Source organism: Streptomyces sp. NPDC018019, from assembly GCF_044327805.1.
GTDB lineage: Bacteria > Actinomycetota > Actinomycetes > Streptomycetales > Streptomycetaceae > Streptomyces.
The window spans coordinates 124,364-151,063 of the sequence record NZ_JBIRGD010000024.1 but is presented as its reverse complement, the minus strand read 5'-3'; the positions used below and the strand labels follow the sequence as shown (position 1 = coordinate 151,063).

22 protein-coding genes and 2 pseudogenes are annotated in these 26,700 nt (G+C 72.6%); 18 read left to right on the top strand and 6 right to left on the bottom strand.

The genetic code is table 11. From position 1 onward, the window contains the following. On the top strand, positions 1 to 148 hold a 148-nt coding region (locus tag ACH4FX_RS32290; RefSeq protein WP_398484979.1), incomplete at its 5' end, for a transposase. Positions 149 to 157: 9 nt separating this feature from the next. Here the strand turns inward: ACH4FX_RS32290 and ACH4FX_RS32285 are convergent. Further along, positions 158 to 947: pseudogene (locus tag ACH4FX_RS32285) on the bottom strand (transposase family protein). Between the two features lie 280 nt (positions 948 to 1,227). On the opposite strand from ACH4FX_RS32285, the gene ACH4FX_RS32280 reads away from it, so the two are divergent. After that, a complete protein-coding gene (locus tag ACH4FX_RS32280) occupies positions 1,228 to 1,605 on the top strand; it encodes a hypothetical protein (RefSeq protein ID WP_398484973.1) in 378 nt (125 codons plus the stop codon). Between the two features lie 108 nt (positions 1,606 to 1,713). On the opposite strand, the pseudogene ACH4FX_RS32275 reads toward ACH4FX_RS32280, so the two are convergent. Then, positions 1,714 to 2,059, bottom strand: a pseudogene (locus tag ACH4FX_RS32275) (hypothetical protein). Between the two features lie 1,417 nt (positions 2,060 to 3,476). On the opposite strand from ACH4FX_RS32275, the gene ACH4FX_RS32270 reads away from it, so the two are divergent. The 4 genes from ACH4FX_RS32270 to ACH4FX_RS32255 are packed head-to-tail and all read left to right on the top strand — an operon-like array spanning position 3,477 to position 7,629. Further along, positions 3,477 to 4,463: a hypothetical protein gene (locus ACH4FX_RS32270; RefSeq protein ID WP_398484972.1), complete on the top strand. Its 987-nt coding sequence runs from the start codon at positions 3,477 to 3,479 to the stop codon at positions 4,461 to 4,463. A 17-nt stretch (positions 4,464 to 4,480) separates the two neighbouring features. Then, complete coding sequence (locus ACH4FX_RS32265) at positions 4,481 to 5,410, top strand: hypothetical protein (RefSeq protein ID WP_398484971.1); 930 nt, start codon at positions 4,481 to 4,483, stop codon at positions 5,408 to 5,410. A 3-nt stretch (positions 5,411 to 5,413) separates the two neighbouring features. After that, complete coding sequence (locus ACH4FX_RS32260) at positions 5,414 to 6,172, top strand: iron-containing redox enzyme family protein (protein ID WP_398484970.1); 759 nt, start codon at positions 5,414 to 5,416, stop codon at positions 6,170 to 6,172. Beyond that, on the top strand, positions 6,169 to 7,629 hold the full coding sequence (locus tag ACH4FX_RS32255; RefSeq protein ID WP_398484969.1) for an MFS transporter: 1,461 nt from the start codon (positions 6,169 to 6,171) through the stop codon (positions 7,627 to 7,629). Before ACH4FX_RS32260 ends, ACH4FX_RS32255 begins: the two co-directional genes overlap by 4 nt. Positions 7,630 to 7,644: 15 nt before the next feature. Here the strand turns inward: ACH4FX_RS32255 and ACH4FX_RS32250 are convergent, their stop codons facing one another. Further along, positions 7,645 to 8,124: a hypothetical protein gene (locus ACH4FX_RS32250; RefSeq protein WP_398484968.1), complete on the bottom strand. Its 480-nt coding sequence runs from the start codon at positions 8,122 to 8,124 to the stop codon at positions 7,645 to 7,647. Positions 8,125 to 8,232: 108 nt separating this feature from the next. On the opposite strand from ACH4FX_RS32250, the gene ACH4FX_RS32245 reads away from it, so the two are divergent. Then, the gene (locus ACH4FX_RS32245; RefSeq protein ID WP_398484967.1) at positions 8,233 to 8,559 is read left to right on the top strand and encodes an integrase; all 327 of its coding nucleotides are present in this window, start codon (positions 8,233 to 8,235) and stop codon (positions 8,557 to 8,559) included. Positions 8,560 to 8,753: 194 nt separating this feature from the next. Here ACH4FX_RS32245 and ACH4FX_RS32240 read toward each other — a convergent pair whose 3' ends face one another. Next, a complete protein-coding gene (locus tag ACH4FX_RS32240) occupies positions 8,754 to 9,467 on the bottom strand; it encodes an acetyl-CoA carboxylase biotin carboxylase subunit family protein (protein WP_398484966.1) in 714 nt (237 codons plus the stop codon). Positions 9,468 to 10,005: 538 nt separating this feature from the next. On the opposite strand from ACH4FX_RS32240, the gene ACH4FX_RS32235 reads away from it, so the two are divergent. Then, positions 10,006 to 10,551, top strand: coding sequence for a DoxX family protein (locus ACH4FX_RS32235; RefSeq protein ID WP_398484965.1), 546 nt, complete (start codon positions 10,006 to 10,008; stop codon positions 10,549 to 10,551). A 54-nt stretch (positions 10,552 to 10,605) separates the two neighbouring features. Here ACH4FX_RS32235 and ACH4FX_RS32230 read toward each other — a convergent pair whose 3' ends face one another. Next, positions 10,606 to 11,703, bottom strand: coding sequence for a M20 family metallopeptidase (locus ACH4FX_RS32230; protein WP_398484963.1), 1,098 nt, complete (start codon positions 11,701 to 11,703; stop codon positions 10,606 to 10,608). Positions 11,704 to 12,086: 383 nt separating this feature from the next. Between ACH4FX_RS32230 and ACH4FX_RS32225 the strand changes: the two genes are divergently transcribed. The 10 genes from ACH4FX_RS32225 (at position 12,087) to ACH4FX_RS32180 (ending at position 26,089) form a co-directional block, all read left to right on the top strand. Continuing rightward, a complete protein-coding gene (locus ACH4FX_RS32225) occupies positions 12,087 to 12,989 on the top strand; it encodes a DUF4352 domain-containing protein (RefSeq protein ID WP_398484961.1) in 903 nt (300 codons plus the stop codon). A 246-nt stretch (positions 12,990 to 13,235) separates the two neighbouring features. After that, on the top strand, positions 13,236 to 14,573 hold the full coding sequence (gene thrS, locus ACH4FX_RS32220; RefSeq protein WP_398484959.1) for a threonine--tRNA ligase: 1,338 nt from the start codon (positions 13,236 to 13,238) through the stop codon (positions 14,571 to 14,573). 51 nt (positions 14,574 to 14,624) lie between these two features. Beyond that, positions 14,625 to 16,229: an amidase gene (locus ACH4FX_RS32215; RefSeq protein ID WP_398484957.1), complete on the top strand. Its 1,605-nt coding sequence runs from the start codon at positions 14,625 to 14,627 to the stop codon at positions 16,227 to 16,229. 318 nt (positions 16,230 to 16,547) lie between these two features. Continuing rightward, complete coding sequence (locus ACH4FX_RS32210) at positions 16,548 to 17,810, top strand: DegT/DnrJ/EryC1/StrS family aminotransferase (protein WP_398484955.1); 1,263 nt, start codon at positions 16,548 to 16,550, stop codon at positions 17,808 to 17,810. 34 nt (positions 17,811 to 17,844) lie between these two features. Beyond that, a complete protein-coding gene (locus ACH4FX_RS32205) occupies positions 17,845 to 18,972 on the top strand; it encodes a hypothetical protein (RefSeq protein WP_398484953.1) in 1,128 nt (375 codons plus the stop codon). 116 nt (positions 18,973 to 19,088) lie between these two features. Then, entirely contained in the window at positions 19,089 to 19,322 is a 234-nt protein-coding gene (locus ACH4FX_RS32200; RefSeq protein ID WP_398484952.1) for an acyl carrier protein, read from the top strand. Further along, positions 19,319 to 21,028, top strand: a complete 1,710-nt coding sequence (locus tag ACH4FX_RS32195) for a (2,3-dihydroxybenzoyl)adenylate synthase (RefSeq protein WP_398484950.1) — start codon at positions 19,319 to 19,321, stop codon at positions 21,026 to 21,028. The genes ACH4FX_RS32200 and ACH4FX_RS32195 overlap by 4 nt, the downstream gene beginning before the upstream one ends. Positions 21,029 to 21,122: 94 nt before the next feature. Then, complete coding sequence (locus ACH4FX_RS32190; RefSeq protein ID WP_398484948.1) at positions 21,123 to 21,890, top strand: thioesterase II family protein; 768 nt, start codon at positions 21,123 to 21,125, stop codon at positions 21,888 to 21,890. A 12-nt stretch (positions 21,891 to 21,902) separates the two neighbouring features. Beyond that, positions 21,903 to 23,114: an NAD(P)/FAD-dependent oxidoreductase gene (locus tag ACH4FX_RS32185; RefSeq protein WP_398484947.1), complete on the top strand. Its 1,212-nt coding sequence runs from the start codon at positions 21,903 to 21,905 to the stop codon at positions 23,112 to 23,114. Beyond that, on the top strand, positions 23,111 to 26,089 hold the full coding sequence (locus tag ACH4FX_RS32180) for a type I polyketide synthase (protein ID WP_398484945.1): 2,979 nt from the start codon (positions 23,111 to 23,113) through the stop codon (positions 26,087 to 26,089). Before ACH4FX_RS32185 ends, ACH4FX_RS32180 begins: the two co-directional genes overlap by 4 nt. Positions 26,090 to 26,154: 65 nt before the next feature. Here the strand turns inward: ACH4FX_RS32180 and ACH4FX_RS32175 are convergent, their stop codons facing one another. After that, positions 26,155 to 26,676 (bottom strand): CGNR zinc finger domain-containing protein, encoded by a 522-nt coding sequence (locus tag ACH4FX_RS32175; protein WP_398484943.1) that lies wholly within the window; start codon positions 26,674 to 26,676, stop codon positions 26,155 to 26,157. Between the last annotated feature and the right edge of the window lie 24 nt (positions 26,677 to 26,700).

The window sequence follows — 26,700 nt, the reverse complement described above, 5'->3', positions numbered from 1 at the left end:
CCGTCACCGCTGGGTGGTCGAGAGAACCGTGTCCTGGCTGACCGGCTGCCGCCGCCTGCACCGCCGTTACGAGCGCAAGCCCGAGCACTTCCTTGGCTTCGTCGGCATCGCTGCGGCACTCATCAGCTATCGCAAACTCACCAACTGAAACAACGTCTTAACCGAAGGCCAAGGCCAAGGCCAAGGCCAAGGCCAAGGCCAAGGCCAAGGCCAAGGCCAAGGCCAAGGCCAAGGCCAAGGCCAAGGCCAAGGCCAAGGCGCGCCGTGCGCACCACCAATATCCGACGAGCCGGTCGGCAGAAGACGTGAAGGTCGCCATGGCCTGCTCGCCGAGGGCGCGGATGCCGGCGTGCGCGGCCTTGACCGCGCGTTGACCTGCCGAGAGCCGGTCCCACCGGCCGCGGAAGGGGACCCGCACGGTGCCGCCCGCGCCCTGGTAGCCCTTGTCCGACCAGCAGGCCAGTCCCGCCTCGGTGAGGGCGTCGATGACGCCGTGGGTTCGGGCGGCCTTGATGTCGTGCACGGCGCCGGGCAGGGCGGGAGAGGCCCACAGCAGCTTGCCGTGTGGATCGGCGATGACCTGCACGTTCATGCCGTGCTTCTTGTGTTTGCCGGAGTAGAAGGGCCGGACGACGGCGATGCGGTCGACCGGCAGCAGCGTCCCGTCCCGGATCACGAACGCCTTTGCCGAGGCGGCCGTCACCGCCGTGGCGAGGTCGGGCGCCCGCACCGCGAGCAGGCCGACGGCTTCCGCGATGTACCGGTACACCGTGCTCACGCCCACCTCGAACCCGGCCGCGAGCTGCGCGTAGGTGTGCCCCAGGCGCAGGTGCGCCAGCACCGGCAGCGCCGGGCGGCCGGCGGACAGCCGACGCCACCGAGTTCCGCACGCCGCCCGATGCGCGGCCAACCGGTCGGTCAGGAACTGCCCGTGCCGGGGTGGTCAGGTCGAGGGCAGACGGGTAGACAAGCGCATGAAGCTCCTGGCGGCGCGGGTGATCTTGGTTGTGAACCCGTCTACCAGGAGCTTCATCGCGTACGCAGGCCAACCGGATGAACTGTCGAACAGGTTGGCCGTCGACATCATCGCTACGGGCTCTGTATAGGCTGGTGCGCGTGGATGTGACGGGGTGTCTCGGGTGTGACCTTCTGACCGGCCGCCGGGAACTGCCCGGGGGCGTCCTGCACGAGACCGCTGCGTGGGTGGTGAACCACGTTGTCGGTCCGATGAATCTCGGCACCTTGATCGTCGGCCCACGGGAACACGTCGTGGCCATCGCGGAGCTCGACGACACGGCAGCGGCGGAACTCGGCCCCTTGCTGCGCGATACCGCTCGCGTCGTGGAGGCATTGTGCCGGCCCGAGCAGACCTACGTCTGTATGTGGTCACACGGCCGCGACGCGCGCAAGCACTTGCACATCGCGGTCCAGCCGGTGACCGCCGAGGTACGGGCCCGCTACGGCGGGTTGCGCTCCGAGCAGCTCCAGGCCCGGATGCTGGCCGGCGGTGACGAGCCGGACATCACGGAGGTCGAGCAGTTCTGCGAGCGGGCTCGCGGGCTGTTCCGAGCCATCACCGACAGCAGTGCCGAACACCGTAGCTGATCATCGCGCGGCCTCGACGTGAGGTTGGCAAAGGCTCCGTATGCGCCGTATCGCCGCCACCGGCCCTGCTGCGACGCCGGTACGGATGTGCTACGCGGTCGTACCGACTTACGTGGCGTCCTGCGTGGCGTCGTGCACGGTGCCGGGAGCGTCGAGGAACCGGTGCAGTACGGCGGCCTCCGCGCGGAGCTGCGCGGCTCGGTCAGCGTGCGCGGGCGAGGTCAACTGCGCGGCAGCCTCCAGCCGTTCGCCTGGCTTCGGCGCGCACCACCGCCACCACGCCGCGCTCGCTCAGCTCGCACCGCGCCGCTTCGGTCGCCCCGGCACCGACCGGCGCGTGCTCAAGGGCCACACCACGGAGCGCGGCTTCGTCCACGGGTGCCGCCTCGGCGTTGTCCAGCGCGGCCAGTGTTGCGCGCAGGGCACTCACCGCGGCCTTGTCGCGGGCGCGCATCGCTTCCGGCAGGGCTTGACGCAGACGAAGACGTAGAGACATGCCGGTGACCTCATGGCCGTAACCCCGTATGCCACAACGCGATATCGGCGCAGCACCGGGCTTCGTCATTCGGCAGAGCGCTACCTCGCGCGTCGATAGCGAAGTGAAACGCGAGGCGGGCATTGCGCGGGACACGGCCCATAGGTAAAACACCGTGCACGCTTAACCGGAAACTTGCCGAAATCGCCGGCGGCGCACGGCTCGACCGGGTCCCGACCCGGCGCCCCACCGTCGGCCATGGCCGAGGCAATTCGTCCCGCCGCCGGCGCCTCCGGCTGCGCCGCGTACGGAATTGTCGGTTACCTTGGCGGGGGCATGTTCCGGTGGCTCGACAGCCAGGGGCAAGCCCTCGGCGGCATGGTGGCCGCAGTGGTGCCCCGGCCCTGGAAGTCGGGCTCTTCGCCCGCATCGCCAACAACCGGCCCTGGCAGGCGGCTTCGGCCACCGTCGGAAAACCAGGTCCGGGTACGAGGCATTATCGGCGTCCGTGCCCGGACCTGACTGTGCCGCGACGCGGCCGGGTTCCGCCCCCGGTACGCCAACCGCAACACGGCTCACATGGTCACGACCGACGGGCACGGTCCATAGTGCACGCCAATGCGCTCGGGGATAACCCGCGGATGCCGGTCACAACCGAGTACATCCGTGGCCGCGTTGGCATCAACAGAGCCGAGGCAGTCCTCGTATGGGTCGAGTATGTCGGTGGCTCGTATAACAGCCGGCGTATCCAGGTACGGCCCGTACTGGCACCTCATCGAATTCGAGGAGAAACACTACGTCGGCCGGGCACCGACCGAACCAGCGAATCCGAAGACCCGGCCAGGTGGGCTGCGGGGGCGGCAGCCGGACATCCCCCGCCGAGGCGGACGGTACCGCCCGTACCTCCCTTACGGCTCGGGCGGGGGCGGGCTTCATGCGGGCCGGGTACGGGGTGTGGCACCGGCCGGAAGGCCGTGCACGGCCCGGGACCGGACACGCCGTGCCGCCGGGGACGCCCGGGGAGCGAGCCTGGACGCTGCGGACGCCCGGCACGAGACTGAGGGCACCGAGGTCCGATGCTCTGCGGGGCGGGGATGCGGCGCGGTGCCACCGCCCCTCGGGTCCGGCAGGACCGGCTGAGGGAGGAGGTGTTGACAGATGGCGATCGAGATCAAGGAGACCCGTTACGAAGACGAGCTGCCTCCGCTGCCCGCAGTGGTGCAGTGAGGCCAGTAGCCGCGACAGAGCCTCACCCGGTATGTGCCGCGGGGCGCCCGGCGGTTGAACGATAACCGGTGGCGCCCCCGCGGGTGAGGGTACGAGCCCGGGTCGGTGCGTACCAGCGCCGCCCCGGGCGTGCGTACGGCGCCCCACCGGAATCGAGGGAAGACCACCGATGCCTGCCTACACACTGGCGACCCCCGACACCACCTATCCCCGCCCCCGCGCCGCCGTCACGTTCGACGGGGCCAAGCTCGCCCGCCCCGGGCGCTTCGTCGAAGCGAGCCCGGAAGCGGTGCTGCCGTGGATCACCGCGCTGACCGGGAACCAGCCCGCCCCCGACCGTCCGCTGCGCACCCTGGGGCAGCTGGCCGAGGAACAGGGCGCACAGGTCGAGGACATGATGAACCTGTGTCAGCAGCTCAATGACGCGGGATACATCTGGCTCGCCCCGCCGGACGGCGTGATCACCATCGAGGAGTTCCGCGGCGAGTTCCGGTTCTGGGTCCGGCGCTGGGTGCGCAAGATGTTCGACCACCCGGTGTGGACGCAGGTGGGGGAGGGCACCGCCGATCGCCGGGTGCTCATCGGCTGGGCCAAGGAGTGCGCCGACTACACCGGTTCCGTCATCCGTCACATGACGCGCGCGGCCGCCAACGCCGAGGATTCCGCCGAGGGGTGGACCCTGCTGACGCACAACAGCCAGGAGTGGGACCACTATGCGCTCTTCGAGGGCGCCTGCCTGGCCGCGGGGATGCCCGACGACACGTTCGTACGGATACCGCCGCTGCGCAGCACCGTGGCCGTGACGCATCTGATGCGCCGCATCGCCCGGCGTCATCCGCTGGTCTACAACGCCTGCGAGGCGATGCTGGAGGCCACGGCCGAGCGTCCGCAGCGGGTCGTCGACTTCTACACCCAGGTGCAGAAGCACTACGGCTATCCCGAAGGGTTCATCCAGCCCATCATCGACCACCTGCACGTCGACGCGGACTTCGAGCACATCGACATCTTCGACGGCCTCATCTCCGGCCTGGAGGTCATCCCGTTCGCGCTGGTCACCGAGATTCTGGAAGCCTGCCACGAACTGGCGGACTCCATGCACGTCTGGCACGCCCACATCGCCGCCCACTACAGCCGCCCCGACACCGCGGTGGCCTGAGGCCCAGGAGGACGATCATGGTGCTGCATCCTGCCTTCTGGCAGACCGGGGTACGTGAGGACGGCACCGTCACGGGGCTGTGGAACGGCGCGGAGACCGCCCTCGCACCCGCGCCCGCACCCACAACCGACGCCACAGCCGCACCCGCACCCGCACCCGACACCGGACCCGCCGCGCGCGAGGTCCCCGAGGAGCCGCCCGGCGTCATCGAGGCCGGTGTGCTGCGCGAGTCCCTGGTCCTCGCGGGCCGCAACGTCGACCACGTACTACGGCGCGAGCTGACCGCCGTGGCCCCGGCCGGCCGCCAGGCGCTCACCGAACTGGCCCACCTGATGGCCGGGTTGCCCCGGCACGCCGCCCTCGCCGCCTCCGACGCCGCCGAGCGACCGCTGGCCGAGGCACTGACCAAACTCTCCATCCACTGGACCCGCACCAGCGAACCCTGGCTCGCCCTGGTCCGCCACCTCACGGGCATGCCCAGCGACCACCTCCAGCCGCTGCCCACCACTCTCGCCCTCCAGCTCGCACTGGAAGAACTGGCCTGTCGCGACACGCTCGCGTACACGGCCGTCGCTGTCCGCCTCGGTGTACCCGGTGACAGCGCGCAGGCCCGGGAACTGCTCCGCCTCGCCACGGCCATGCTCCCGCCGGACGACACCGAGGCCCCCGCCTTGCTGGAGGACTGGGCGCGGCGCACCGCGAGCCAGGAGGACAACTACGCCAGCGTGAAGTCTCTGCGCGCGATGGGAAGCCTGCGCGACACCGATCTCCTGACGCTGGCGGTGGACACCGAGACCCCGCCGGCTCCGCGGCGCTGGCGCCGCAGCATGGGCGCGGTCCGCGACATCGGCGACACGGTGTCCCTCTTCGCGTTCGGCGTGGACCACTTCTTCACCCATGGCGCCGAGCCCTGGCCCAGGACCCGTATGCAGTGGGCGGGGGTGTGACCGGTGCCGACCGTCACGCGACCGGACCCCGGCACCCGGACCCTTGCGTTCGCCGAGGTGGAGAAGCTCATGATGGAGCGGCTCAACGCCTGGGTGCAGGACATCTACCACATGCCGTTCTGGGAGGCGATCGGGCGGCGGCCCGACGCCCGTAACCTCCTCTACGGATGGGCGGTGGAGAACTATCACTACTCCGCCGCGGTACGGCGGCACATCGTGCCGGCGCTGGGGACCGGGGACGGCAGCGCACACCCCACGACGCGGCGGCTCCTGGTGCACCTGAGCGAGGAGTGGGACCACCCCCAGCTGTTCCTGGACTCCGCACGCCGGATCGCCCAGGCGTCCGGCAGCGACGAGGACCCGGCCTCCTCCCGTCCCATCGCCGCCACTCAGGCCGTGGTCAACTGGCTGCGCGACGCGGGCCGTTCGGGCCCGCTGATCTACAAGGCATGCTGTGCGACGCTGGAGCGCACCGCGACCCGGGTGGAGGAGACCCGTGTGTGGTACCACCACGTCGCCAAGGTCATGTCCCTGCCGACCGCCGCCGTCGCCCCGTTCATCGCCCATGCCGAGACCGACGAGGTGTACGAGCATCAGAACGCGCTGGGCGAATTCCGTGCGGACGTGGCCGCGGTCGCCAAGACCGAGGTGGACCTCGCGCTGACCCGCGCCCGTGAATTCATCAGCCTCTACCGCGTCTGGCAGGCCGGAATCATGGCGCACTACCGGCACTTCCCCGCCGGACGCGGCGCCCTGCTGTGAACCGCCGCCTCCCGCCGGCGGGCGGGAGCGGGGACGACGGAGCCGAGCGGGGCGCGGCGGCGGGCGGCCACCGGGCCGGTGACGGCGGACCGCACGGCCCGGCGGAAGCAGGCCAGGACGAGGGGCCCAACCCAGCGCCGGCCGCCGCGCCGGGAGTACGGAAGAACGAGGACTCCACCGCCGGACCGACCAGCACACCGGCCGCTGTCTACCGCTACCTCCTGCTGCGCACGGTGGGCACCCTGGCCACCGAGACCCTCCAGTTCGCGGTGCCGGTGCTCGTCTACCAGAGCACCGGCAACCTCGCCTGGTCCGGTCTCGCACTGGCCCTGGAGTGGCTGCCCCGGCTGGTGTCCCTGCCCCTGGCCGGGCCGCTGGTCGACTACTTCGGGGTACACCGGGTGTACATCGTCAGTGATGTCGTACGGGGTACGGCGGCCGTCTGCGTCGCACTGACCATCGCGCTCGCCGGGAGCACCGTGGTGGGCGCCGTGGTGCTCTTCGCGCTCGTGGCGGGAGCCTGCTTCCAGCAGACCTTCGTGGCCAACGAGAAGGCCGTACGGGTGCTGGTGAGCGGTTCCGCGGTGCCCCGCGCCCAGTCCTGGCTGGGCGCGGTGGACCAGACCACTCTCCTGGCCGGTCCCGCCGTGGGCGCGGGGCTGCTCACGCTCGGCGGAGGGATGGCCGTCTTCATCGCGGCCTCGGCGCTGTACGCGATCAGCCTGGCCCTGGTGCTGCTGGAACACCACCTCAGCGACGGGACCGGAACGGTGGCGCGCGGCGGGCGCGAGACCGTCGTACACGAGGAAGGAGCGGCCGGGGGCCGCCCACGGTGGGCCGCCGTGTTGCGCACGATCCGGCGCAGGCTGGCGGCGGGCGCACGGCGGGTACGCGGTGACCCGGTGCTGCGCGATGTCGTACTGATCGCGATGGTCGTCAACCTGATGCTGGGCATGGTGATCTCCTGCGCCCCCGCGCTGGTCACCCACGTCTACCACCGCTCCGGCAGCCAGCTCGGCCTCGCCTACACCTGCGCGGGGGCGGCGTCCCTGCTGGTCCTGCTCGGCACTCCCTGGCTCGCCCGCCGGCACGGCCTGCTGACCGTCGGTGTCGGCTCGACGGCCCTGGCCTGCCTGGCGTTCGCCGGTCTGGGCGCGGCTCCGGGCTTCCTCGCGTTCGGCGCGCTTCTCGCGCTGTTCCTGTGCGGCGACAGCGCGCTGACGGTCTTCGTCCGTACGGTCCGGGCCCGCGTGGTGCCACCGCACGAGTACGGAAGCACCGTCGGAGTGATCGTGCTGCTCAACTTCCTGCCGATGCCGCTGGCCGGAGCACTGGTGGCGGCCTCGCGCTGGATACTGCCACTGCCCGCCCTGCTGGCCGCGGTCGGCGGCTGCTGTCTGGCGGCGACCATCCTCCTGGGACGCCGTATGGCCCGGCACCGCGGAGCGCCGTGGTGACTGAGGTGGCGGCCGTCACTGACACGGGACCTCGATGCCGGCCGCGCGCAGGTTCGCCTCGATCAGCGCGTTCAACCGGGCGATGGGCGGTGCCTGGTCTTCCCGGTGGTGGTTGACCAATGCGTACCGGGCGGCGGCGTCGGACTGGTGGTGGTACCCGTCCGGCATCGTCGGCAGTGCGCGGTTGGCCAGCAGCTTGTCGGCCAGAGCGGACGCCGGTTCCTCGATCCGCGGGTCGTCCGGTTCCCAGGTCCCCGCGGCCCAGCCGCGGCCGGCGAGCCGGTCCAGGACCGCGCAGGCCCGGTCGGGCAGCAGAGCCCGGTCGTCTTGGGTGAGCCGGTGCAGTGTGCCGCGGCGCGCGATCAGATCCTCGATCCGTTCGGTGAGCCGGCGATGGACATCGTCCAGGGCGGTGGCGAATCGCTCGGGCTCGGCGTCGAGCAGGTCCGGGACGTGCCGCTGCCGCCCAGCGTGGCCCAGGCCCTCCGGTGGCACATGGACCGGTTCGCGTCCGTCCCGGTCACTCTGCCCCGGGACGACCCGCGCCCTCCTTAGAGGCCTGTGGAAGGCAAACACCGGCGGCCGAGGACCTACAACCTCCTCGTGACAGGACGCACGCGGAAGGCCGTCAACCGGATCTCCTTCAACTCCAACGTGTGGAAGCCCGCTCTGGCCGCTGCGGGTGTCATCGCCCCGCTGGACGAGAGTGCCACGGACGGCGCCCGCATGTGGGAGCCGTCCCGGGGGCATGGTTTCCATGCCCTACGGCACTTCTACGCTTCCGAGGAACTGGAGGCCGGTGAATCGATCGTCTCCCTGGCCCGCTGGCTGGGCCACTCCGACCCCGGGTTCACTTTGAGGCAGGACTCTCATTTCCTGCCGCGAGCGGGAGCGCGGGGATGCGCCGCCATCGACGCGGTATTCGCGTAGCTGCGGTCTGCGACAGCGCTCGCGGCTCGCGGATCGCGGGCGTGAGGCCACCCACAGGTCCAAAGTCCCAGAGAAGGCTCACGGATGCCGCCGCAGCCCTTCCTCACCCTCGTCACCGCAGGTCAGACGGGGTGCGGCGGCATACGCGTGTCACATGTCGATGATGTGGTGCTCCCCGCCGTAGCTCATGGAGTTCACCGCGATCTCCCGGCCACGGACGTACTGTTCCACAGCCATGCGCGGACCGGCTCGCGGAAATGGTCGAACGTCTCCAGCCGGTGGAGGCCGGTCAGCACCCCCTCGTCGGCGAGCAGCGTGGCGCCATAGGAGCCGCCACCGGAGGTGTGTTTCGCGATGGCGGGAAAACCGACCTCGCGAGCGGCGGCGGGGATGTCCTCGATCGACGTCACCGATCGGTACCGGGGAATGCGCAGGCCCGCCCGCTCCGCCACCTGGCGCATGGCGTTCTTGTGATTCCGCGCGTAGGCCAGTTCCACGCAGTTGCCGGGGAGACCGAGCGCGTGGGCCAGGTGGTCGGCGAGGCCGACGGACGAATCGTTGGCGGAGAGGACCGCACGGACATCGGCGCGATACGGCTCCAGTTGCTCCAGAACGCCGTCGGCGTCCCGCGCGTAGAGGGAGACGTCGTCACCGTCGGCATGGCGGGGCCAGCGTTTCTCCAGCAGTTCTTCGTTGAAGGAATAGACGGAGATGAGCCGGTACCCTCTGTCCCGGACCGCTGCCTTGTACTTGACGCTGGATTTACCGGATTGATGACGACGATGCTGGGCATGGCGAGTTATCCCCCCCCCGTGGAGTCGACAGCGATGACGAGCACACCGAAGCCGCCCCGGACACAAGGCGTCCGCGGGGGACAGGGCGCTGCCATGAGGACTGTCGAGCCGCACCGGACTCCGGTGCACGAAGGGAAGCCCCCGAAGCGGCGAACGCGTCGAAAGTGATGGCCGGCAGGCGACCCCCGTTCACGCTGCCTGGCACAACGATGCCCGCAGGGGGAACGTGGCCCACGGGCGGGCGGTACGGCGGGTTCGCGCTGCCCCCGGCGCACTTGAGCGCGTGCCTGATTTTCCTAGATCGCAATCAAACGCGACACTCTGTCCTTGCCCTTCCCGGTGCCGCCGGACCTTGTTTGTCCCACTTACCGGGACACCACGGACGGTGTGTTCTCCCGATTCTGCCCGCGCAACCGAGGAGTTCGCGGGCCGGTGGCGTGAACTCGCCACCAGCCCGCTGTGCGGCCGGCCGGCACGCCGGACCGGCCGAGACCGGCACCGCGGAAATCGACGGTCCGGCGCGCGCCGCGCGGTCCCGGGTGGCCTGGATGACACCACTCGAATGGCCGAGTGGAGAAGACCCCGGCACGCCGGGGGAGCGACGATGGGCAGAGGGGAGGAACCCTTCCTCCTCTCTGCTCCGGGAGGCGCCGTGACCTGCTTCGACCGACGAGACCTGGGCCTGCTGCTGCTCCGGGTGGGGACCGGCGGAGTGCTGGCCGCGCACGGCGCGCAGAAGCTGTTCGGCTGGTTCGGCGGGGGAGGGATCGAGGGGACGGGCCAGTTCATGGAGTCCGTCGGATACGTACCCGGCAAGGCGAACGCGGCGGTCGCGGGACTCACGGAAACCGGCAGCGGTGTGCTGCTGGCGCTGGGCCTGGCCACTCCCGCCGCCGGAGCGGGCGCCGCGGGAGCGATGGCGGGAGCCGCCGCCGTACACCGGCCGAACGGTTTCTTCGCGCAGAGCGGCGGCTACGAGCACCCGGCCTGCCTGGGACTGACGGCCGCCTGCCTCGGCATCACGGGCCCCGGCAGGCTCTCCCTCGACCACGCCCTCGGCCACTCCCTCAACCGCCGCTGGATGGTCTCGGCGGCACTCGCCGTGACGGGCGCCGCCACGGCACTGGTCGTAGGAGCACGCAACAAGAAGGCACAGCAGGCGGCGGAGGACGAACAGGGGAGTGGTCCGGGGCGGTGACCGAGGGCCGTATGGACCTGGTCGGCTTGTCCCGGCCCGCTTACGAGGGCTTCCTCAGGCGCGGATCGCGTTGATCAGCCCGGCGACCAGGCGCGCCTGTCCGGGCATGGTGTCGAGCACCACGTACTCGTGGTCGGCGTGGGCGCCGCCGCCCACTGCTCCCAGGCCGTCGAGTGTCGGTACGCCCAGCGCGGCCGTGAAGTTGCCGTCGCTGCCGCCGCCCACCGCCTTTCCTTCGAGGCCGGGGGACAGCTGCTGTGCGAGCGCGAAGAGTCCGGCCGACGCCGACTCGGGCATGGGCGGGCGGCCGATGCCGCCCTGGACGGTGAGCTTCGCCTCGGCGAGACGGGGAGTCAGGGCCGCGAAGGCCGCCTCGATACGGTCCTTCTCCTCGGCCGATTCGACCCGGACGTCCACGGTGATGGCCGCCTCGGCGGGGACGACGTTGTCGAGGGTGCCCGCGGAGGCGACGGTCGGGGTGACCGTCGTGCCGATGCCGGGGCGGTCGAGAGCCGCGATGTCCAGTACCTGGTGGGCCGCTTCGACCAGGGCGTTGACGCCGGCCGCGGGTTCGAGTCCGGCGTGCGAGGCCCGGCCCGTGACCGTGACGTGGAAGGTGCCGCAGCCCTTGCGGCCGGTCTTCACGGCTCCGCCGTCGGCGGCGCCCTCCATGACGAGTACGGCGCCGCAGGCGAGGGCCCGTTCCTCGATGAGGCCGCGGGAGGCGTGGGAGCCGACCTCTTCGTCGGCGGTCACCAGGATCTCGACGCCCGACCGGTCGTCGAGCGACGCCAGGGCATGGATCGCCTGGACCAGGCCGCCCAGCATGTCGAAGACACCGGGGCCGGTCGCACGTCCGTCCGCGACCCGGAACGGGCGGCGCGCCAGGGTGCCCAGCGGAAAGACCGTGTCATGGTGCCCGAGGAGGAGGACCTTCGGATCGCCGCCGGCCGACCAGTGGACGTGCGGCCCGGCTGCGCTCTCGATGAGGGTGGCCTGCCCGCCCAGACGCTTCTCGATGACCGCGGCGACCGTCCGGGCCGATGCCGCCAAGGCGTCGAGATCGCGGGAAGGGGACTCGGTCTCGACGAGGGTCCGGAGGTCCTCGATCATCGCGTCCGCACTGATGGCGACGGCCTTGCGCATCATCATGCCGTCAGCCTACGTGCTCACCGGCGGGCCTCCGGTCGCGTCGTGCGGAGGCTCATCACCCCGGAGTCCGGCCGGCCCTGCGGAGGCCGAGCGGGGTGGCCGCCGCGACGGCGGCACTGCGAGCCGCGTCGGGGAGCCGGGCGACCGGTGAAAACGGGTGCGACCGGTCACCAAGTCGCACATATGATCTTCTCGCTCCGTTTTTCTGTTTGTGGGGGGGACTCTGCCCAGTGGGCACATCGCTGCGCGCGCTGCGACGCGGCGCCCTGACGCGGCGCCGCGGGGGTGCGGTGAGCAGCCGGCGAGCAATGCCGTACGGCCCGAACAGCACGACGGGTAATGTCAGCCGCTTGCCTTTTCCGACCTGATTCCGAGGATTGTGTATGACCGTGTCCCCTCCGTCCGACGGGCAGCAGCCCGGTGAGCCGACGGCCGAGGCCCACGACCCGTGGAGCCCGCCGCCGACCGGGGCGGCCCCGGACCCGGCGTCCGCCCCGTGGGCGCCGTACCCCGCGCATCCGCTGATGGCGCCCCGGCCGCGCAACGGCATGGGCATCACGGCCCTGGTGCTCGGCATCGTCGGCCTCGTGCTCGGCGCGTTCATCGTGCTGTTCTGGATGTCCTGGCTACCGGCCCTGCTGGCGGTGATCTTCGGGTGCGTCGGGATGCGGCACGGCCGCAAGGGCGTGGCGACGAACGGAACGATGGCGCTGGTCGGCACGGTGCTGGGCGGGCTCGGCCTGCTGGCCGCGATCGCCGGTGGCGTCTTCTCCTTCTTGGTGGTGAAGGAGGCCGTCGACGACACGCGCAAGGAGATCAAGAAGGCGGAGGCGTCCGCGTCGGCGGAAGCGTCCGCGTCGGCGGCGGCGGAGAAGGCCCGGCACCTGTCGTTCGGCGGGACGTACACCTTCCCGGGCGGGCTGAAGGTCACCGTCGCCCAGCCGGAACCGTTCGTCCCGGAGCGCATGGTGTTCGGGCACGCCAAGGGCAACAAGGCGATCCAGGTGACGATCACGGTCGTCAACACGGGTACCAAGCCGGTGTCGCTGGACTCCGGGCTGCCCGACGTCAAGGACGCCGACGGCGCCGCGGCGGAGCTGGTGATCGACGGAAGCGGGCGGCAGAAGGTCATCACCGGGTCCGTCCAGCCGGGCAAGTCGATCGTCGGGAAGTACGCCTTCTCGCTGCCGCCCAAGGCCGCCGACAAGGCGGTGGTCGAGTTCAGCCCGGACCTGGCGAAGTGGGACTACTCCTACTGGAGCGGCCCCACGAACCTGGGGAGCTGACGAGCGCCGCCGGCCTGTCCCGGGACGGCCGACGCGGCCCCCGGGATGGCCGGTTCCGCTGTCGTCCGGGGTGCGGCAGCGGAGTTGGCCTGCGCTGCGTCGCCGGTGCCGAAGGGCCGGGCAGCGAGGCGCCTCCGGTACGGCGACGTGCGACGGCCGCTGGAAAAATCCGTGCCGCGTGGAACGGCCCGTCTGTTACGGTCACCGGCATGCAGCGCGCCATCATCATGACGACGACGCCGGAGAGTGTCCCGGCGCGCTGACCGATGTCCTAGTCGAAAGCCCCGGGGCGAGTGCCCCGGGGCTTCGCCGTTCGGTCACTCGCCCGACGCACGCGAGGAGACCACCGTGTACGACCACCGCAGACTCGGCCGCGAACTCGGCCTGTTCGGCACCGACCCGCTGATCGGCTCCGGGCTGCCGTACTGGCTGCCCGACGGCGCGACCGTACGGCACACCCTGGAGGAGTACATCCGCGGCGCCGAACGCCGGGCGGGCTACCAGCACGTGTACTCGCCGGTGCTCGGCAAACGGGAGCTGTACGAGATGTCCGGGCACTGGTCGCACTACCAGGAGGACATGTTCCCGCCGATGAACCTCGGCGGTGAGGACGTCGTGCTGCGCCCGAGCCTGTGCCCGCACCATGCGGTCATCTACCGCTCGCGCGCTCGCAGCTACCGCGAACTGCCGCTGCGCATAGCCGAGTTGGGGGGAATGTACCGTGCCGAGCTCTCGGGCGTGCTCGGCGGACTGAGCCGCGTACGGGCTATCTCGCTCAACGACGCGCACATCTTCTGCACCCTGGACCAGGCGGCCGGGGAAGCACAGGCCGCCCTCGGCATGATCCGCCGGGCGTACCGGGCGCTCGGCATCCGGCCGTCCCGTTACCGGCTCTCCCTGCCGGGCCCGGGCGGCAAGTACGTGGCCGCGCCCGCCCTGTGGGAGCGGTCGGCCGCCCTGCTGACCGAGGTCCTCGACCGCTCCGGCCTGCCCTACGAGGCGGGCGAGGGAGAGGCCGCGTTCTACGGGCCCAAGATCGATGTGCAGGTCGCCGACAGCGCCGGCCGGGAGTCCACCCTGTCCACCGTCCAGATCGACTTCCACCAGCCGGAGCGGTTCGACCTGCACTACACCGGCCCGGACGGCGCCGAGCACCGGCCCGTCATGGTCCACCGCAGCGTCATCGGGAGCGTGGAGCGAGCCGTCGCCCACCTCATCGAGGAGCACGGCGGTGCCTTCCCCGCCTGGCTCGCCCCCACCCAACTGGTGGTTCTGCCGGTCTCCGAGGCCGAACGGTCCGGCGCCGCGGCCTTCGCCGAACGCTGCGCCGATCTCGGGCTGCGTGCCCGCCTCGCCGGACCCGAGCACGGCAGCCTGGGCGCCCGCGTCCGCGAGGCCCGCCTCGTGCCGTACCAAGCCGTCATCGGTGCCAGGGAGGCCGCCGACGGCCGGGTGGCCCTGCGGCTGCGGGACGGACGCCGCCTCGACCCGCAGCCCGCCGACGCCGTCCTGCGCCGGATCGGTGCTCTGGTCGCCGCGCACCGTACCGAGCTGTGGGAAGCCGGTGACGTGCGGGACGGGTGAACGTGTTGCGCCCCTTGCGCCGGGAGTGCGGCGTGTAGTCCGCTACCTCCCATGGTGAAGTGGAGAATTGCCACACTGATCGCTGTCCTGGTCACGGGCTCCCTCGTCGCGGGAGCACCGGACTTCCGCGCGGAGGCCGCCGAGCCCGGTGCGGGGGCCACGCCGTCCACCGGTCAGGCCCCCGCGCTCGGGGTCGATCTCGACACCGTGACCATTCCGGAATTGCAGGCGCGCATGGCCGACGGGGCGCTGACCTCCTCGGCGCTGACCCGTGCTTACCTGCACCGGATCAAGACCGTCAACCCGAAGATCAACGCGGTGCTGCGGACCGATCCGACGGCCCTGCGCCAGGCCGCCGCCAGCGACGCCCGGCACCGGCGCGGCCACACCCTGGGGCCGCTGGACGGCATCCCCGTCCTGCTCAAGGACAACGTGGACACCCGCGACATGCCCACCACCGCCGGTTCCCTGGCGCTGGCCGGCAGCCCGCCGGACACCGACGCCGCACTGGTGACCCGGCTGCGCGACGCGGGCGCGGTCATCCTCGGCAAGACCAACCTGTCGGAGTGGGCCAACTTCCGCTCCACGAAGCCGACATCCGGGTGGTCGGCGGTGGGCGGGCAGACCAGCAACCCGTATGTGCTGGACCGCAACCCGTGCGGATCGTCCTCCGGGTCGGCCGCCGCGCTCGCCGCGTCGCTGTCGCAGGTGGCGATCGGTACCGAGACGGACGGCTCGATCGTGTGCCCGGCCGGGATGAACGGGGTGGTCGGCCACAAGCCCAGCCTCGGGCTGGTCAGCGGGGACGGCGTGGTGCCGATCTCCGCCGAGCAGGACACCGCGGGGCCGATGGCCCGCAACGTGACCGATGTGGCGCTCACCCTCGCGGTGCTCGGCGGCGGGGACGGCCCGCGCCACGGGGCGCTCCGGGCGGGCGTGGACCAGGGCAAGCGGCCAAGCGGCCTGCGGGGCAAGCGGATCGGCCTCTGGCGGCTGCCGTCCCTCGGTGCCGAGGTGGACGCCGTGCTGACCCGTACGGCGGCGAAGCTGCGGGCGGCGGGGGCCGAGGTCGTCGAGGTGACGCCGCCGTACCAGCAGCGCCTGGCCGAGCTGGAGTTCCCGGCGCTGCTGAGCGAGTTCCACCGGGACATCGACGCCTACCTCGCCACCCGCAAGGGGCCCCGGGACCTCGCCGGTCTCATCGCGTTCAACCGCGCCCACCCGGCGGAGCGGACCTGCTTCGCCGGCCAGGAACTGTTCGAACAGGCGCTCGCCGCACCGCCGACCACCGACCCGGAGTACCGGGCGATGCGCGCCGAACTGACGGACCTCTCCCGGCGGTCCATCGACGAGACCCTGGCCGCCCACCGGCTGGACGCCATCGCCGCCCCCACGAACCCGCCCGCCTGGACGACCGACTGCGCACGGGGCGACAACGACGTGATCCCGTCCTCCACGCCGGCTGCCGTGGCCGGATACCCGTCCCTGTCGGTGCCGGCCGGCTCCGTGGGCGAACTGCCCGTCGGCCTGCTCCTGACGGCGGGGAACCACCAGGACGCCGCACTGCTGTCCCTGGGGGCCGCGGTGGAACACCGGCTGGACGCCTGGCGGGCACCGCGTTACCTGCCGACGCTGGGCAGCGGCGGAACCCGGTGAGTCCGAGTCCGGTGCACTGCTTCGTGCTGCCGTCGGTACGGCGTTGAAGCGACGCCTGCCCGGGGCGTGCCCGCCGTAAGTCCAGGTGGGCACGTCCCCCGTACGGGTCGGCGCGCGGTCGGTTCGCCCGCCGGGCCGGAGAGCGGTCGCCGCGCGGCGGCCCGCCCGTACTCCGGCCGCTTCCCCGCCCCGCGCCGGACCGCCGTTCTGACCTAACTGACCTTGCTGACTCCTGCTGACCCTTCATTAACACCCGCCCCTCGGCTGTCATGGAGTGCGGCAACTGACCGCCGTGCCCGAGACCAGCTGGGGGAACTGATGGACCGGAGCTATGTCGTGCCCTGGGGAAAACGGGGCAGCATCCTGGCCGAGGCCGAGGTGTCCGTTCTGCGGGAACTCATCCACGAGGACACGCCGTTGTCGATGGGCGGCCGGCGCGCCCGCTTCGAGCGCTCCTTCGCGGAGACGGTCGGCAGCAAGCACGCGATCTCCGTCACCAGCGGTACGGTCGCCCTGGAGCTGGCGATCCGGATGCTCGACCTGGAGCCCGGTGACGAGGTGATCGCCACCCCGCAGACCTACCAGGCGACGGTACAGCCGCTGCTCGACTACGACGTACGGGTCCGGTTCTGCGACATCGACCCGGACACCCTCAACATCGACCCGGCCGCCGTCGAGGCGCTGATCACCCCGCGTACCAAGGCCCTGCTGCTGGTGCACTACGGCGGCTGCCCGGCCGAGATGGACCAGATCATGGCGCTCGCCCGGCGGCACGGCTTCCTCGTCCTGGAGGACTGCGCGCACGCGCTGGGCGCCGCCTACCGGGGCCGGGCCCCCGGTTCGCTGGCCGACATCGCCACGTTCAGCTTCCAGAACGCCAAGAACATCACCACCCTCGGCGAGGGCGGCATGGTCACCTGCGACCGGGACGACTGGGCCGGACGGCTGGACCGGCTGCGGTCCAACGACATCGACGCCGAGATCGTCCGCTCCGACCTGAGCGACACGGTGGAGCCGATCGTGCTGCCCTGGATGAAGTACGCGACGCCCGTCTACAGCGACTCGGTACGGCGGCTGCGCCGGGCCGGTACGAACGCGACCATGTCGGAGGCCGCCGCGGCCGTCGGACAGGTCCAGCTCGGCCGGCTGGCGGCCACCGGCGCCACCCGGCGCGCGATCGCCGGGCGGCTGGACGAGGTGATCTCCCGCTACCCGTTCATCCGGGCCCAGGCGGCGCCCGCGCACAGTCGGCACGCCTACCACCTCTACACCTGCTTCGCCGACCGCCAGGAACTGCGCGACCAGCTCGTGCTGGGTCTCGACCGCAGGGGAGTCGAGATCCAGCTGCGCTACTTCCCGCAGCACCTGCTGCCCGAGTGGCGCCACCGCGGCCACCTGCGCGGGGAGTGCCCGGTCGCCGAACGCCTTTGGTTCGACCAGCACCTCAACCTGCCCTGCCACCCCCGGCTCACGCCCTCCCAGATCGACTACCTCGTGGACGCCCTGGACGAGTCGCTGGCCGAGCTGAACGGCAGCGCCCCGGCCCCGCTGGCGTCGGCCGCGGCGGACCTCGGCCGCTAGCGGACGGAAAGGGAAGGGGGAAGAGGGAAGACGGATGTCCTGGGAAGAGGTACTGCCGGCCGGGCCGGTGCCGGGGACCGCGGCCGGGCCGATGCCCGGGCCCGCCGTCGGGCCGGTGCCCGGGCCGAGGGGCGACGACGTGCGCACCCATCTGCCGGCGCCGCCCCCGGCGTGGCGCGAGCCGGTGACCGTACGGATCAGCGCGCTGGACCTGTCCGGGTCGCCGCGGATCGCGGGCTGCGACGTGGCGCACGTCCGGGCCCTGGCCGAAGTGGACCCGGCCGACCTGCCGCCGATCATCGTGCACCGCGCCACGATGCGGGTGCTGGACGGCGCCCACCGGGTCCAGGCGATGATCCTGCGCGGCGGGTCCGAGATCAGCGCGGAACTCTTCTGCGGTACCGAGAAGGAGGGGTTCGTCCACGCCGTACGGACCAACGCCGCGCACGGACTGCCGCTGTCCATGGAGGACCGCAAGGCCGCGGCCCGGCGCATCCTGCGGGACTTCCCGTACTGCTCGGACCGGTCGCTGGGCGAGGTCGCCGGGCTGTCCGCGAAGACCATCGCGGGGCTGCGCCGGCGTTCGAGCGCGGACGGTCCGCAGTTGAACACCGCCCGGCTGGGGCGGGACGGCCGGGTGCGCCCGGCCAGTACGGCCGAGGGCCGGCTGCGCGCCGGGCGCATCCTCCGTGAGGACCCCACGGTGTCCCTGCGCGAGGTCGCGCAGCGGGCCGGGATCTCCCTGGGCACCGCACAGGACGTCAGCCGGCGGCTGCGCAACGGCCGGGACCTGCTGCCCGCGCAGCAGAGCCAGGCCTCCGCGGTGGCCCGGCGGATCGAGGTGCACAGCCGTACGGACGACGGCGCGGCGGAGCCCGCCGCCCGCCGGCGCGGCGCCGCGCAGGAGCCCCCGGCCGCCATATCGCTGGACCGGCTGCCGTTCCTGCGGCAGGACGTAGCGCTGCGGTCCACGAACACCGGCCGGGACCTGCTGCGGCTGCTGATCGCCCAGGAGGCCGTGCTGGGCGACGGGGACGGCGGCCGGCTGGCCGCCGAGGTCCCGCCGCACTGCCTGCCCGCGCTGGCCGAGACGGCGCGGGCCTGCGGGCGGCTGTGGGCGGAGTTCGCCGAGAGCCTGGCCCGTCGCGAACAGGCGGAGTGACGAGGCGGCGCGGAGCGGCGTACGGCGCGGAACCGGGGCGCCGGCCCGGCCGGGTGCACCGGTCCGGCCGGCCGCCCCCGAGGAAATCGAAGGCAGCGAAGGAGTCGGTTGTGTCCATGAAGGATGTCCTCCGAGCCCTGTCGGACATAGGGCTGGATGCGGCCCTGCTCGACGAGGCGGGCCCGGACGTCAGGCTGCGTGCCGAGCTGGGGCTGGACTCCGTCGAGACGACGGACCTCCAGCTCGAACTGAAGAAGCGGTTCGGCCTGGAGATCGACCTGTGGGACCAGGAGGACTACACGCTCGGCCAGCTGGCCGACCGCATCGCCCCCGCGGGGAGCCCGTCATGACCGTGACCGACCACGCCTCCGCCGCCGCCCGCGCCCCGCTCGACCCGGCGGTCCCGGCCATCGACCCGGAACGCGCCGCCCGCTACCGCGCCACCGGCGTCTGGACGGACGAACTCGTCGGCGACCGGATCGCCGAGCGCTGCCGCACCGCCCCCGACCGCTGCGCCGTGGTCGACGGCGACCGCAGGACGACGTACGGGGAACTCGGCCACGCCGTACGGGCCGCGGCCGGACGGCTGCGCGGGCTCGGCATCGGCCCGGGCGACCGGGTGGGCGTCCAGCTGTCCAACAGCACCGAGTACGTCGTCCTGGTGCTCGCCCTGCTGGACATCGGCGCTCCGCCGGTCCTTATCCTCCCGGCGTTCCGCGCCCACGAACTCGACCACATCGTCTCGGTCACCCGCCCGGTGGCGCTGGCCGTCGAACGCGGCAACCGCAGGTCCGACGCGCTCGCCACGGCCCGCGACCTCACCCGGCGGCACCCGGGCCTGCGCCACCTGCTGGTCCGCGGCGCGGACCCGGCCGACACTGCGGACGGCCTGGTGGACCTCACGGAGCTGTGCAGCCCGGAGCCCGGCGCGAGCGGCCCGGTGCCGCCCCCGCACGGGGCGCCCGGCGCCGCGCCCCACGACGCCGCCGTCTTCCTGCTCTCCAGCGGCACCACCGGGCTGCCCAAGGCCATCGCCCGGACCCACGAGGGCTACGGCTACATGATCCGTACGGCGACCGGCCTCGCCGGGGTCACCGAACGCACCGTCAACCTCGTGGTGATGCCCGCCGAACACGGCTTCGTGATGAACTGCCCCGGCCTGCTCGGCACCCTCTCCGCGGGCGGCACGGCCGTCCTGACCACGCCCGCCAGCGCCCGGCAGGCCCTGGAGCTGATCGAACGTGAGCGGGTCACCCACAGCACCCTGGTACCGACGCTGGCCCTCCAGTGGATCGCCGCGGCCCGCGAGCGGACGTACGACCTGTCGAGCCTGGAGGTGATCCAGGTGGGCGGCGCGCGGCCGTCCGCCGACATGGCCGCCGGGCTGCGCGAGGTCCTGGGCGCCACGGTCCAGCAGTGCTACGGCATGAGCGAGGGCCTGCTCTGCTACACCCGCCTCGACGACTCCCCGGCGATCACCGACGGCACCCAGGGCGCCCCCGCGTCCCCCCTCGACGAGGTCAGGGTGGTGGACGCGGACGGCGCCGAGGTGGCGGCCGGGGAGATGGGTGAGCTGCTGACCCGCGGCCCGTACACCGTCGCCGGTTACTACCGCAACGCCGAGGCCACGGCCTCCTCCTTCACCGAGGACGGCTTCTACCGCACCGGCGACCTGGTCCGCCTGGACGCGCGCGGCAACGTGCTGGTCGAGGGCCGGGTACGGGACGTCATCAACCGCGGCGGCGAGAAGATCTCCGCCGAGGAGCTGGAGCAGGCCGCCCGGCAGCACCCGGCCATCGCCGACGCGGCGGGCGTCGCCATGCCCCACCCGCTGTACGGCGAGGCCGTCTGCCTCTACGCCGTGCCCGCCGCGGACGCGGGGGAGGAGCTGGACCTGCGCGCGGTGCGGCGGTTCCTGGAGGAGCGCGGACTGGCCCGCTACAAGTTCCCCGAACGGCTGGAGACCGTGGCCGCGCTGCCGCTGAGCGGCATCGGGAAGATCGACAAGGCCGCGCTGCGCAAGGACATCGCCGCCCGGATCGCCGACGGGACGTGAGCGCCGCCGGCCCCGGGGAAGTGCCCCGCCCCGGACGAGCCCCGCTGCCGCCCGTCCACCGCCCCACCCCGTCACCGCAAGGAGCACGCACGCGATGAGCGACACGTCCCGCTCCGCCTGGGTCAGACGCCTGCCCGGCGCGGAGCCCGCCCGCCACCACCTGGTCTGCTTCCCGCACGCGGGCGGCGGCGCCTCCTTCTACCGGCCGTGGCGGGACACGCTGCAGGCCGGCACGGACCTGCTGGTGATCCAGTACCCCGGCCGCGAGGACCGGCTCCGGGAACCCTTCGCGGAGACCGTGGAGGAGGTCGTGGAGGGCGTCTCGGCCCAGCTGACCGCCGAACTCGACGGCGGCCCCGTCACCTTCTTCGGGCACAGCATGGGCGCCCTGATCGCCTACGAAGTGGCCCGGCACTGGGAGCGGATGGGCCTGCCCGGACCGGACCGGCTGGTCGTCTCCGGACAGTACGCGCCCGGCGAGCTGCCGGCCCAGGACGTCCACGAGCGGGACGACGACGGCGTCCTGGACGTGGTGGAGCGGCTCGGCGGCGCCGTCTCCGACGTCCGGCGCAGCCCCGAACTGAAGGAGTTCGTCGCCTCGTTGGTGCGCGCGGACTACCGGATGCTGGACGGCTACGCGCCCTTCGACGGCGAGCCCGTCGCCGCCGCGCTGACCGCGTTCTGCGGGCGCGACGACCCGGCCGTCTCCCCGGCGGACGTCGCCCGCTGGCGCGACTTCACCACCGGCCCCTTCGAGCAACAGCACTTCCCCGGCGGCCACTTCTACCTCCGGGACGGCCAATCCGCCGTGATCTCCGCGCTCGTGGCGGCGCTTCCGCACGTCACCGGGCAGTACACCTAAGGAGCTGTGTCCATGAGCGGCATCGAGACCTATGACCTCATCATCGTCGGCGGCGGGCCGGTCGGCCTGTCCACCGCCTGGCACGCGGCCCGGCGCGGCGGGCAACGGGTCCTCGTACTGGACCAGTACGGCTTCATGAACGAGCGCTCCGGATCGAGCGGCGCCGAACGCCACTGGCGGGTGCAGTACACCCAGAAGGACATCTTCTCGCTGACCCTCCGAACCCGCCCGATGTGGGCGGAGCTGGAGCGGCTGACCGGCCGCAGACTCATCCACGAGCTGGGCAGCCTGTGGTTCGGCGACATCGAGGTGGAGACCAACGAGGGGCACATCGCGGACACCGCGCGGGCCATGGACGAGATGTCCGTGGCGTACGAGTGGCTGACCGCCCGGGACATCGAGAAGCGCTACGGATTCACCCGGCTGCCCGGCCACTTCGAGGGCTTCCTCCAGCGCAACGGCGGCGCCATCGACGTACGGGGCACCCTGGCCGCGCTGTTCCAGCTCTCCCAGGAGCACGGTGCGGTGCTGCGCGGCAACGAGGCCGTACTGGAGACCACGCCGGACCGCGACGGGGTGACGGTGCGCACCGACCGGACCACCTACCGGGCCGCCAAGGTCGTCCTCGCCAACGGGGCGCAGGCCAACGACCTCATCGCCCCCTGGGGCGGCGGCTCGCTGGACCTGCACGCGTACGAGATGGCGCTGGTCACCCTGCGGCAGCGGGACGACGGCGTGCAGCGGCCCTTCTGGTTCGCCTTCCAGAAGCCCACCGAGGAGGACACCAACCTCTTCTACGGTTTCCCGCCCAACCCCTGGTCCACCTCCGACGAGGTGCGCCTCGGCCCCGACTTCGAGGTCAACGCGCTGGAGCACGCGAGCCGGGCCACCGGCGTCCCCGACCCGCGGCACGTCGAGCGGGTCACCGACTGGGCCCGCGCGCACATGCCGTGGGTCGACCCGGAGCCCACCGCGACCTCCACCTGCCTCGCGGTACTGCCCGGCGACCCGTCCCGGCAGTTCTACCTGGGCACGGCCGGACACCTCGTCGACGGCGGCGAGAACGTCGTGGTCGCCGCCGCCGGCTGGGCGTTCAAGCTGGTACCGCTCTTCGGCCGGATCTGCACGGAACTGGCCCTGGACGGCGGCACGTCGTACGACATCGCCCGGCACGCCCTGACCGGCCTCGCGCCCGCCCGGCCCGCCCCCGGGGCCGCCCGATGACGGCCGTCTCCCGGGACGTCGCGGTCATCGGCATGGCGGGGCGCTTCCCCGGCGCCCCGGACCTCGACACGTTCTGGACGAATCTGCGCGACGGCGTGGAGTCGATCACCGGGCTGAGCGAGGACGAGCTGCTCGCCGAGGGCATCGCACGGGACCTGTTCGAGCGGGACGACTATGTGCGCGCCGGCTCGTTCCTGGACGGCCACGACCTGTTCGACGCTCGCTTCTTCGGCTTCGGCGCCCGCGAGGCCGCCTTGCTCGACCCGCAGCAGCGGCTCTTCCTGGAGTGCGCCTGGCACGCCCTGGAGGACGCCGCACTGGACCCGGCCTCGGTGCGCCGCGGCGGCGTCTTCGCCGGGGCCAACATGCCCGCGTACTGGATGTCGAACCTGCTGGGCGGCCGGCGCATCGTGCTCGACGCGGACGTGTTCGAGCAGCAGATCCACAACGACAAGGACTATCTCGCGACCCGCACCGCACACCGCCTCGGCTTCACCGGGCCCGCGGTCGGCGTGCAGACGGCCTGCTCGACCTCGCTGGTCGCCGTCCACGAGGGCGTCAAGGCGCTGCTCGTGGACGAGTGCGACGTGGTGCTCACCGGCGGGGTCTGCGTCCGGGTGCCGCAGCGCGCCGGATATCTCGCCGAGCGCGGCATGGTGCACTCCCCGGACGGCCACTGCCGCCCCTTCGACGCCCGCGGCGCCGGCACCGTCTTCGGCAACGGTGTGGGCGCGGTCGTCCTCAAGCGGCTGGCCGACGCGCTGGCCGACGGCGACCGGGTGCTGGCCGTCATCAAGGGGTCCGCCGTCAACAATGACGGCAGCGACAAGGTCGGTTTCACCGCGCCCGGTGTCGCCGGGCAGGAACGGGTGGTGCGCGAGGCCCTGCGGGTCGCGGGCGTGCCCGCCCGCAGCGTCACGGCCGTCGAGGCGCACGGCACGGCCACGCCGATCGGCGACCCGATCGAGATCAAGGCGCTCACCCGGGCGTTCCGGGACTCCACCGACGACAGCGGCTTCTGCTCCGTCGGATCGGTCAAGGGCAACATCGGGCACCTGGAGTCGGCGGCGGGCATCGCCGGACTCATCAAGGCGGTCCTCCAGCTGCGCCACCGGCAGCTCGCGCCCACCGTCCACTTCACCGAGCCCAACCCGCGCATCGACTTCGCGGCGACGCCGTTCCGGGTCGACGCGGAGCCGCGGCCCTGGGACGCGGGGGAGTTCCCGCGCCGGATCGGGGTCAGCGCGTTCGGCATCGGCGGGACCAACGCCCACGTGATCCTGGAGGAGGCACCGCGGCCCGTGGCCGCCACCGCGAACGGGGGCGCGGCCGACGGACCGCAGCTGCTGGTGCTGTCGGCGAAGAGCCCCGCGGCCCTGGACACGGCGACGGAACGGCTGACCGCCCGGCTCGCGGAGCCCGGCGCCCCGGACCTCGCCGACGCGGCATACACCTTGCAGACCGGCCGGGCGCCGATGCGCCACCGGCGCGCGCTGCTCTTCAACGGCACCGAGGAGCCGAGGAGCGAGCCGTACGCCGCGTCCACGGGAGAGAGCGGCACCGGCCGGCTCAGGACGGTGTTCCTCTTCCCCGGGCAGGGGGCCCAGTACCCGGGGATGGGGCGCGAACTGCACGCCGCCGAGCCGGTCTTCGCGGAACACCTCGACCACTGTGCCGATGTGCTCCACGACGAACTGGGCTTCGACGTACGGGACCTGCTCCTGGACCGCGACGCCCCGGCGGAGCGGCTGACCGCGACCGACGTGGCCCAGCCCGCGCTGTTCACCGTCGAGTACGCACTGGCCCGGCTGCTGGCCTCCTGGGGCATCGAGCCGGACGGCATGGTGGGCCACAGCCTCGGGGAGTACGTCGCCGCCTGCCTGGCGGGCGTGTTCCGGGTCGAGGACGCGCTGCGGCTGGTGGCGCTGCGCGGCCGTCTGATGGCCGGCCGCCCGGCCGGGTCGATGCTGGCGGTGCAGGCGCCGGAGGAGCGGGTACGCGAACTGCTTGTGGACGGCCTGGACATCGCGGCCGTCAACGCGCCCGAGCTGTGCGTGGCCGCGGGCCCGGAACCGCTCGTCGCCGGCCTGGCCGACCGCCTCGCCGCCGCCGGCGTCTCCGCCCGGCCGCTGCACACCTCGCACGCCTTCCACTCGCCGATGATGGAACCGGCCGTCGCGCCGTTCACCGAGGCCGTACGGACCGCGCGGCCGGCGGCGCCCCGGCTGCCCTTCGCCTCCGGCGTCACGGGCGCGGCCATCACGGCGGAGCAGGCCACCGACCCCGCGTACTGGGGCGGGCACATCCGCCGCCCCGTACGCTTCGCCGACGCGCTGCGCAGCGCACTGCCCGCGGGCCGCTGCGCACTGGTCGAGGTGGGGCCGGGCACCACCCTGTCCTCGCTGGCCAGGGCGGCGCTCGGCACCCGCAAGGGGCCCACCGTCGTGCGGACGATGCCGCGGCCCACGGAGGCGGAGAGCGAGCGGGTCACCCTGCTCTCCGGCGTCGGCGACCTGTGGCTCGCCGGGGCGGAGGTGGACTGGCGCGCCCTGCACCGGGGCCCGCGGCGGCGGGTCGCGCTGCCGGGGTACCCGTTCGCCCGCGAGCGGTACTGGATCGAACCGCGTGGCGGCACGGCGGACGGCGAGCCCGTGGTGAGCGCTCCGGAGGAGCAGCACTCCGCGCCGCCGCAGGGGCGGGCGCGGACGGCCCGGCCGGGCGGCCTGCGGTCGGCGTACGCGGCCCCGGACAGTGAGACGGAGAAGCAGGTCGTCGCACTGTGGGAGGAGTTCCTGGAGTACGAACCCGTCGGCGTGCACGACGACTTCTTCGAACTGGGCGGGCACTCGCTGCTCGCGACCCGCATCGCCAACCGCCTGTCCGAGGTGCTGCGGACGCAGGTGTCGGTCCGCGATGTGCTGGCGCACGCCACGCCGTCCCGGCTGGCGGCCGTGCTGGACGGGCGGGAGGGCTGAGGGAGCACGCCCGTCCGGGCCCCGGCAGGCGGCGGCGTTGTCGGTGCCGCCGCCCGTCGGGGCCTTCAGGCTGCGCGCTTGGCGCGGTGGCGGCGTACCGCGTCGCGGTTGGCGCAGGCGTGCGAGCAGTACCGCTGCCGTCCGGCGCGGGTGAAGTCCGCGTAGGCGTGGGTGCATTCGGCCAGTGCGCAGCGGCCCAGCCGGTGCATGCCCAGGCCGGTCAGGTGCAGTGCGGTGCCGACACTGGCCACCGCCCGCAGGATGCCCGCCGCGCCGAGGTCGTCCTCGCGGTAGTGGATGTGCCAGCCGCCGTCGGCGTGGTCGGTGAGCCGGGGATAGGCGGCCGCGTCGGCGAGGAGCGCGTTGAGCAGGGCGGCGCGCCGTGCGTCCGTGGGGGCGTCGACCACCTCGGCCCAGCGGGCGAGGAAGTCCAGCACCTCGGCCAAGTCGTCCTCCCCGGCCGGCCGGTCGAGCACCATGCCCGCCGCCTCGCAGCGTTCGGCCAGCTCGGAAGGGCTGGTGGGCGGGGAGTTGGTGAGGTCGGTCACGAAGCGGACGGGGTCCTCCCCGTAAGGGTTCAGCTGCATAAGACCATTACAGCAGAGTGACCT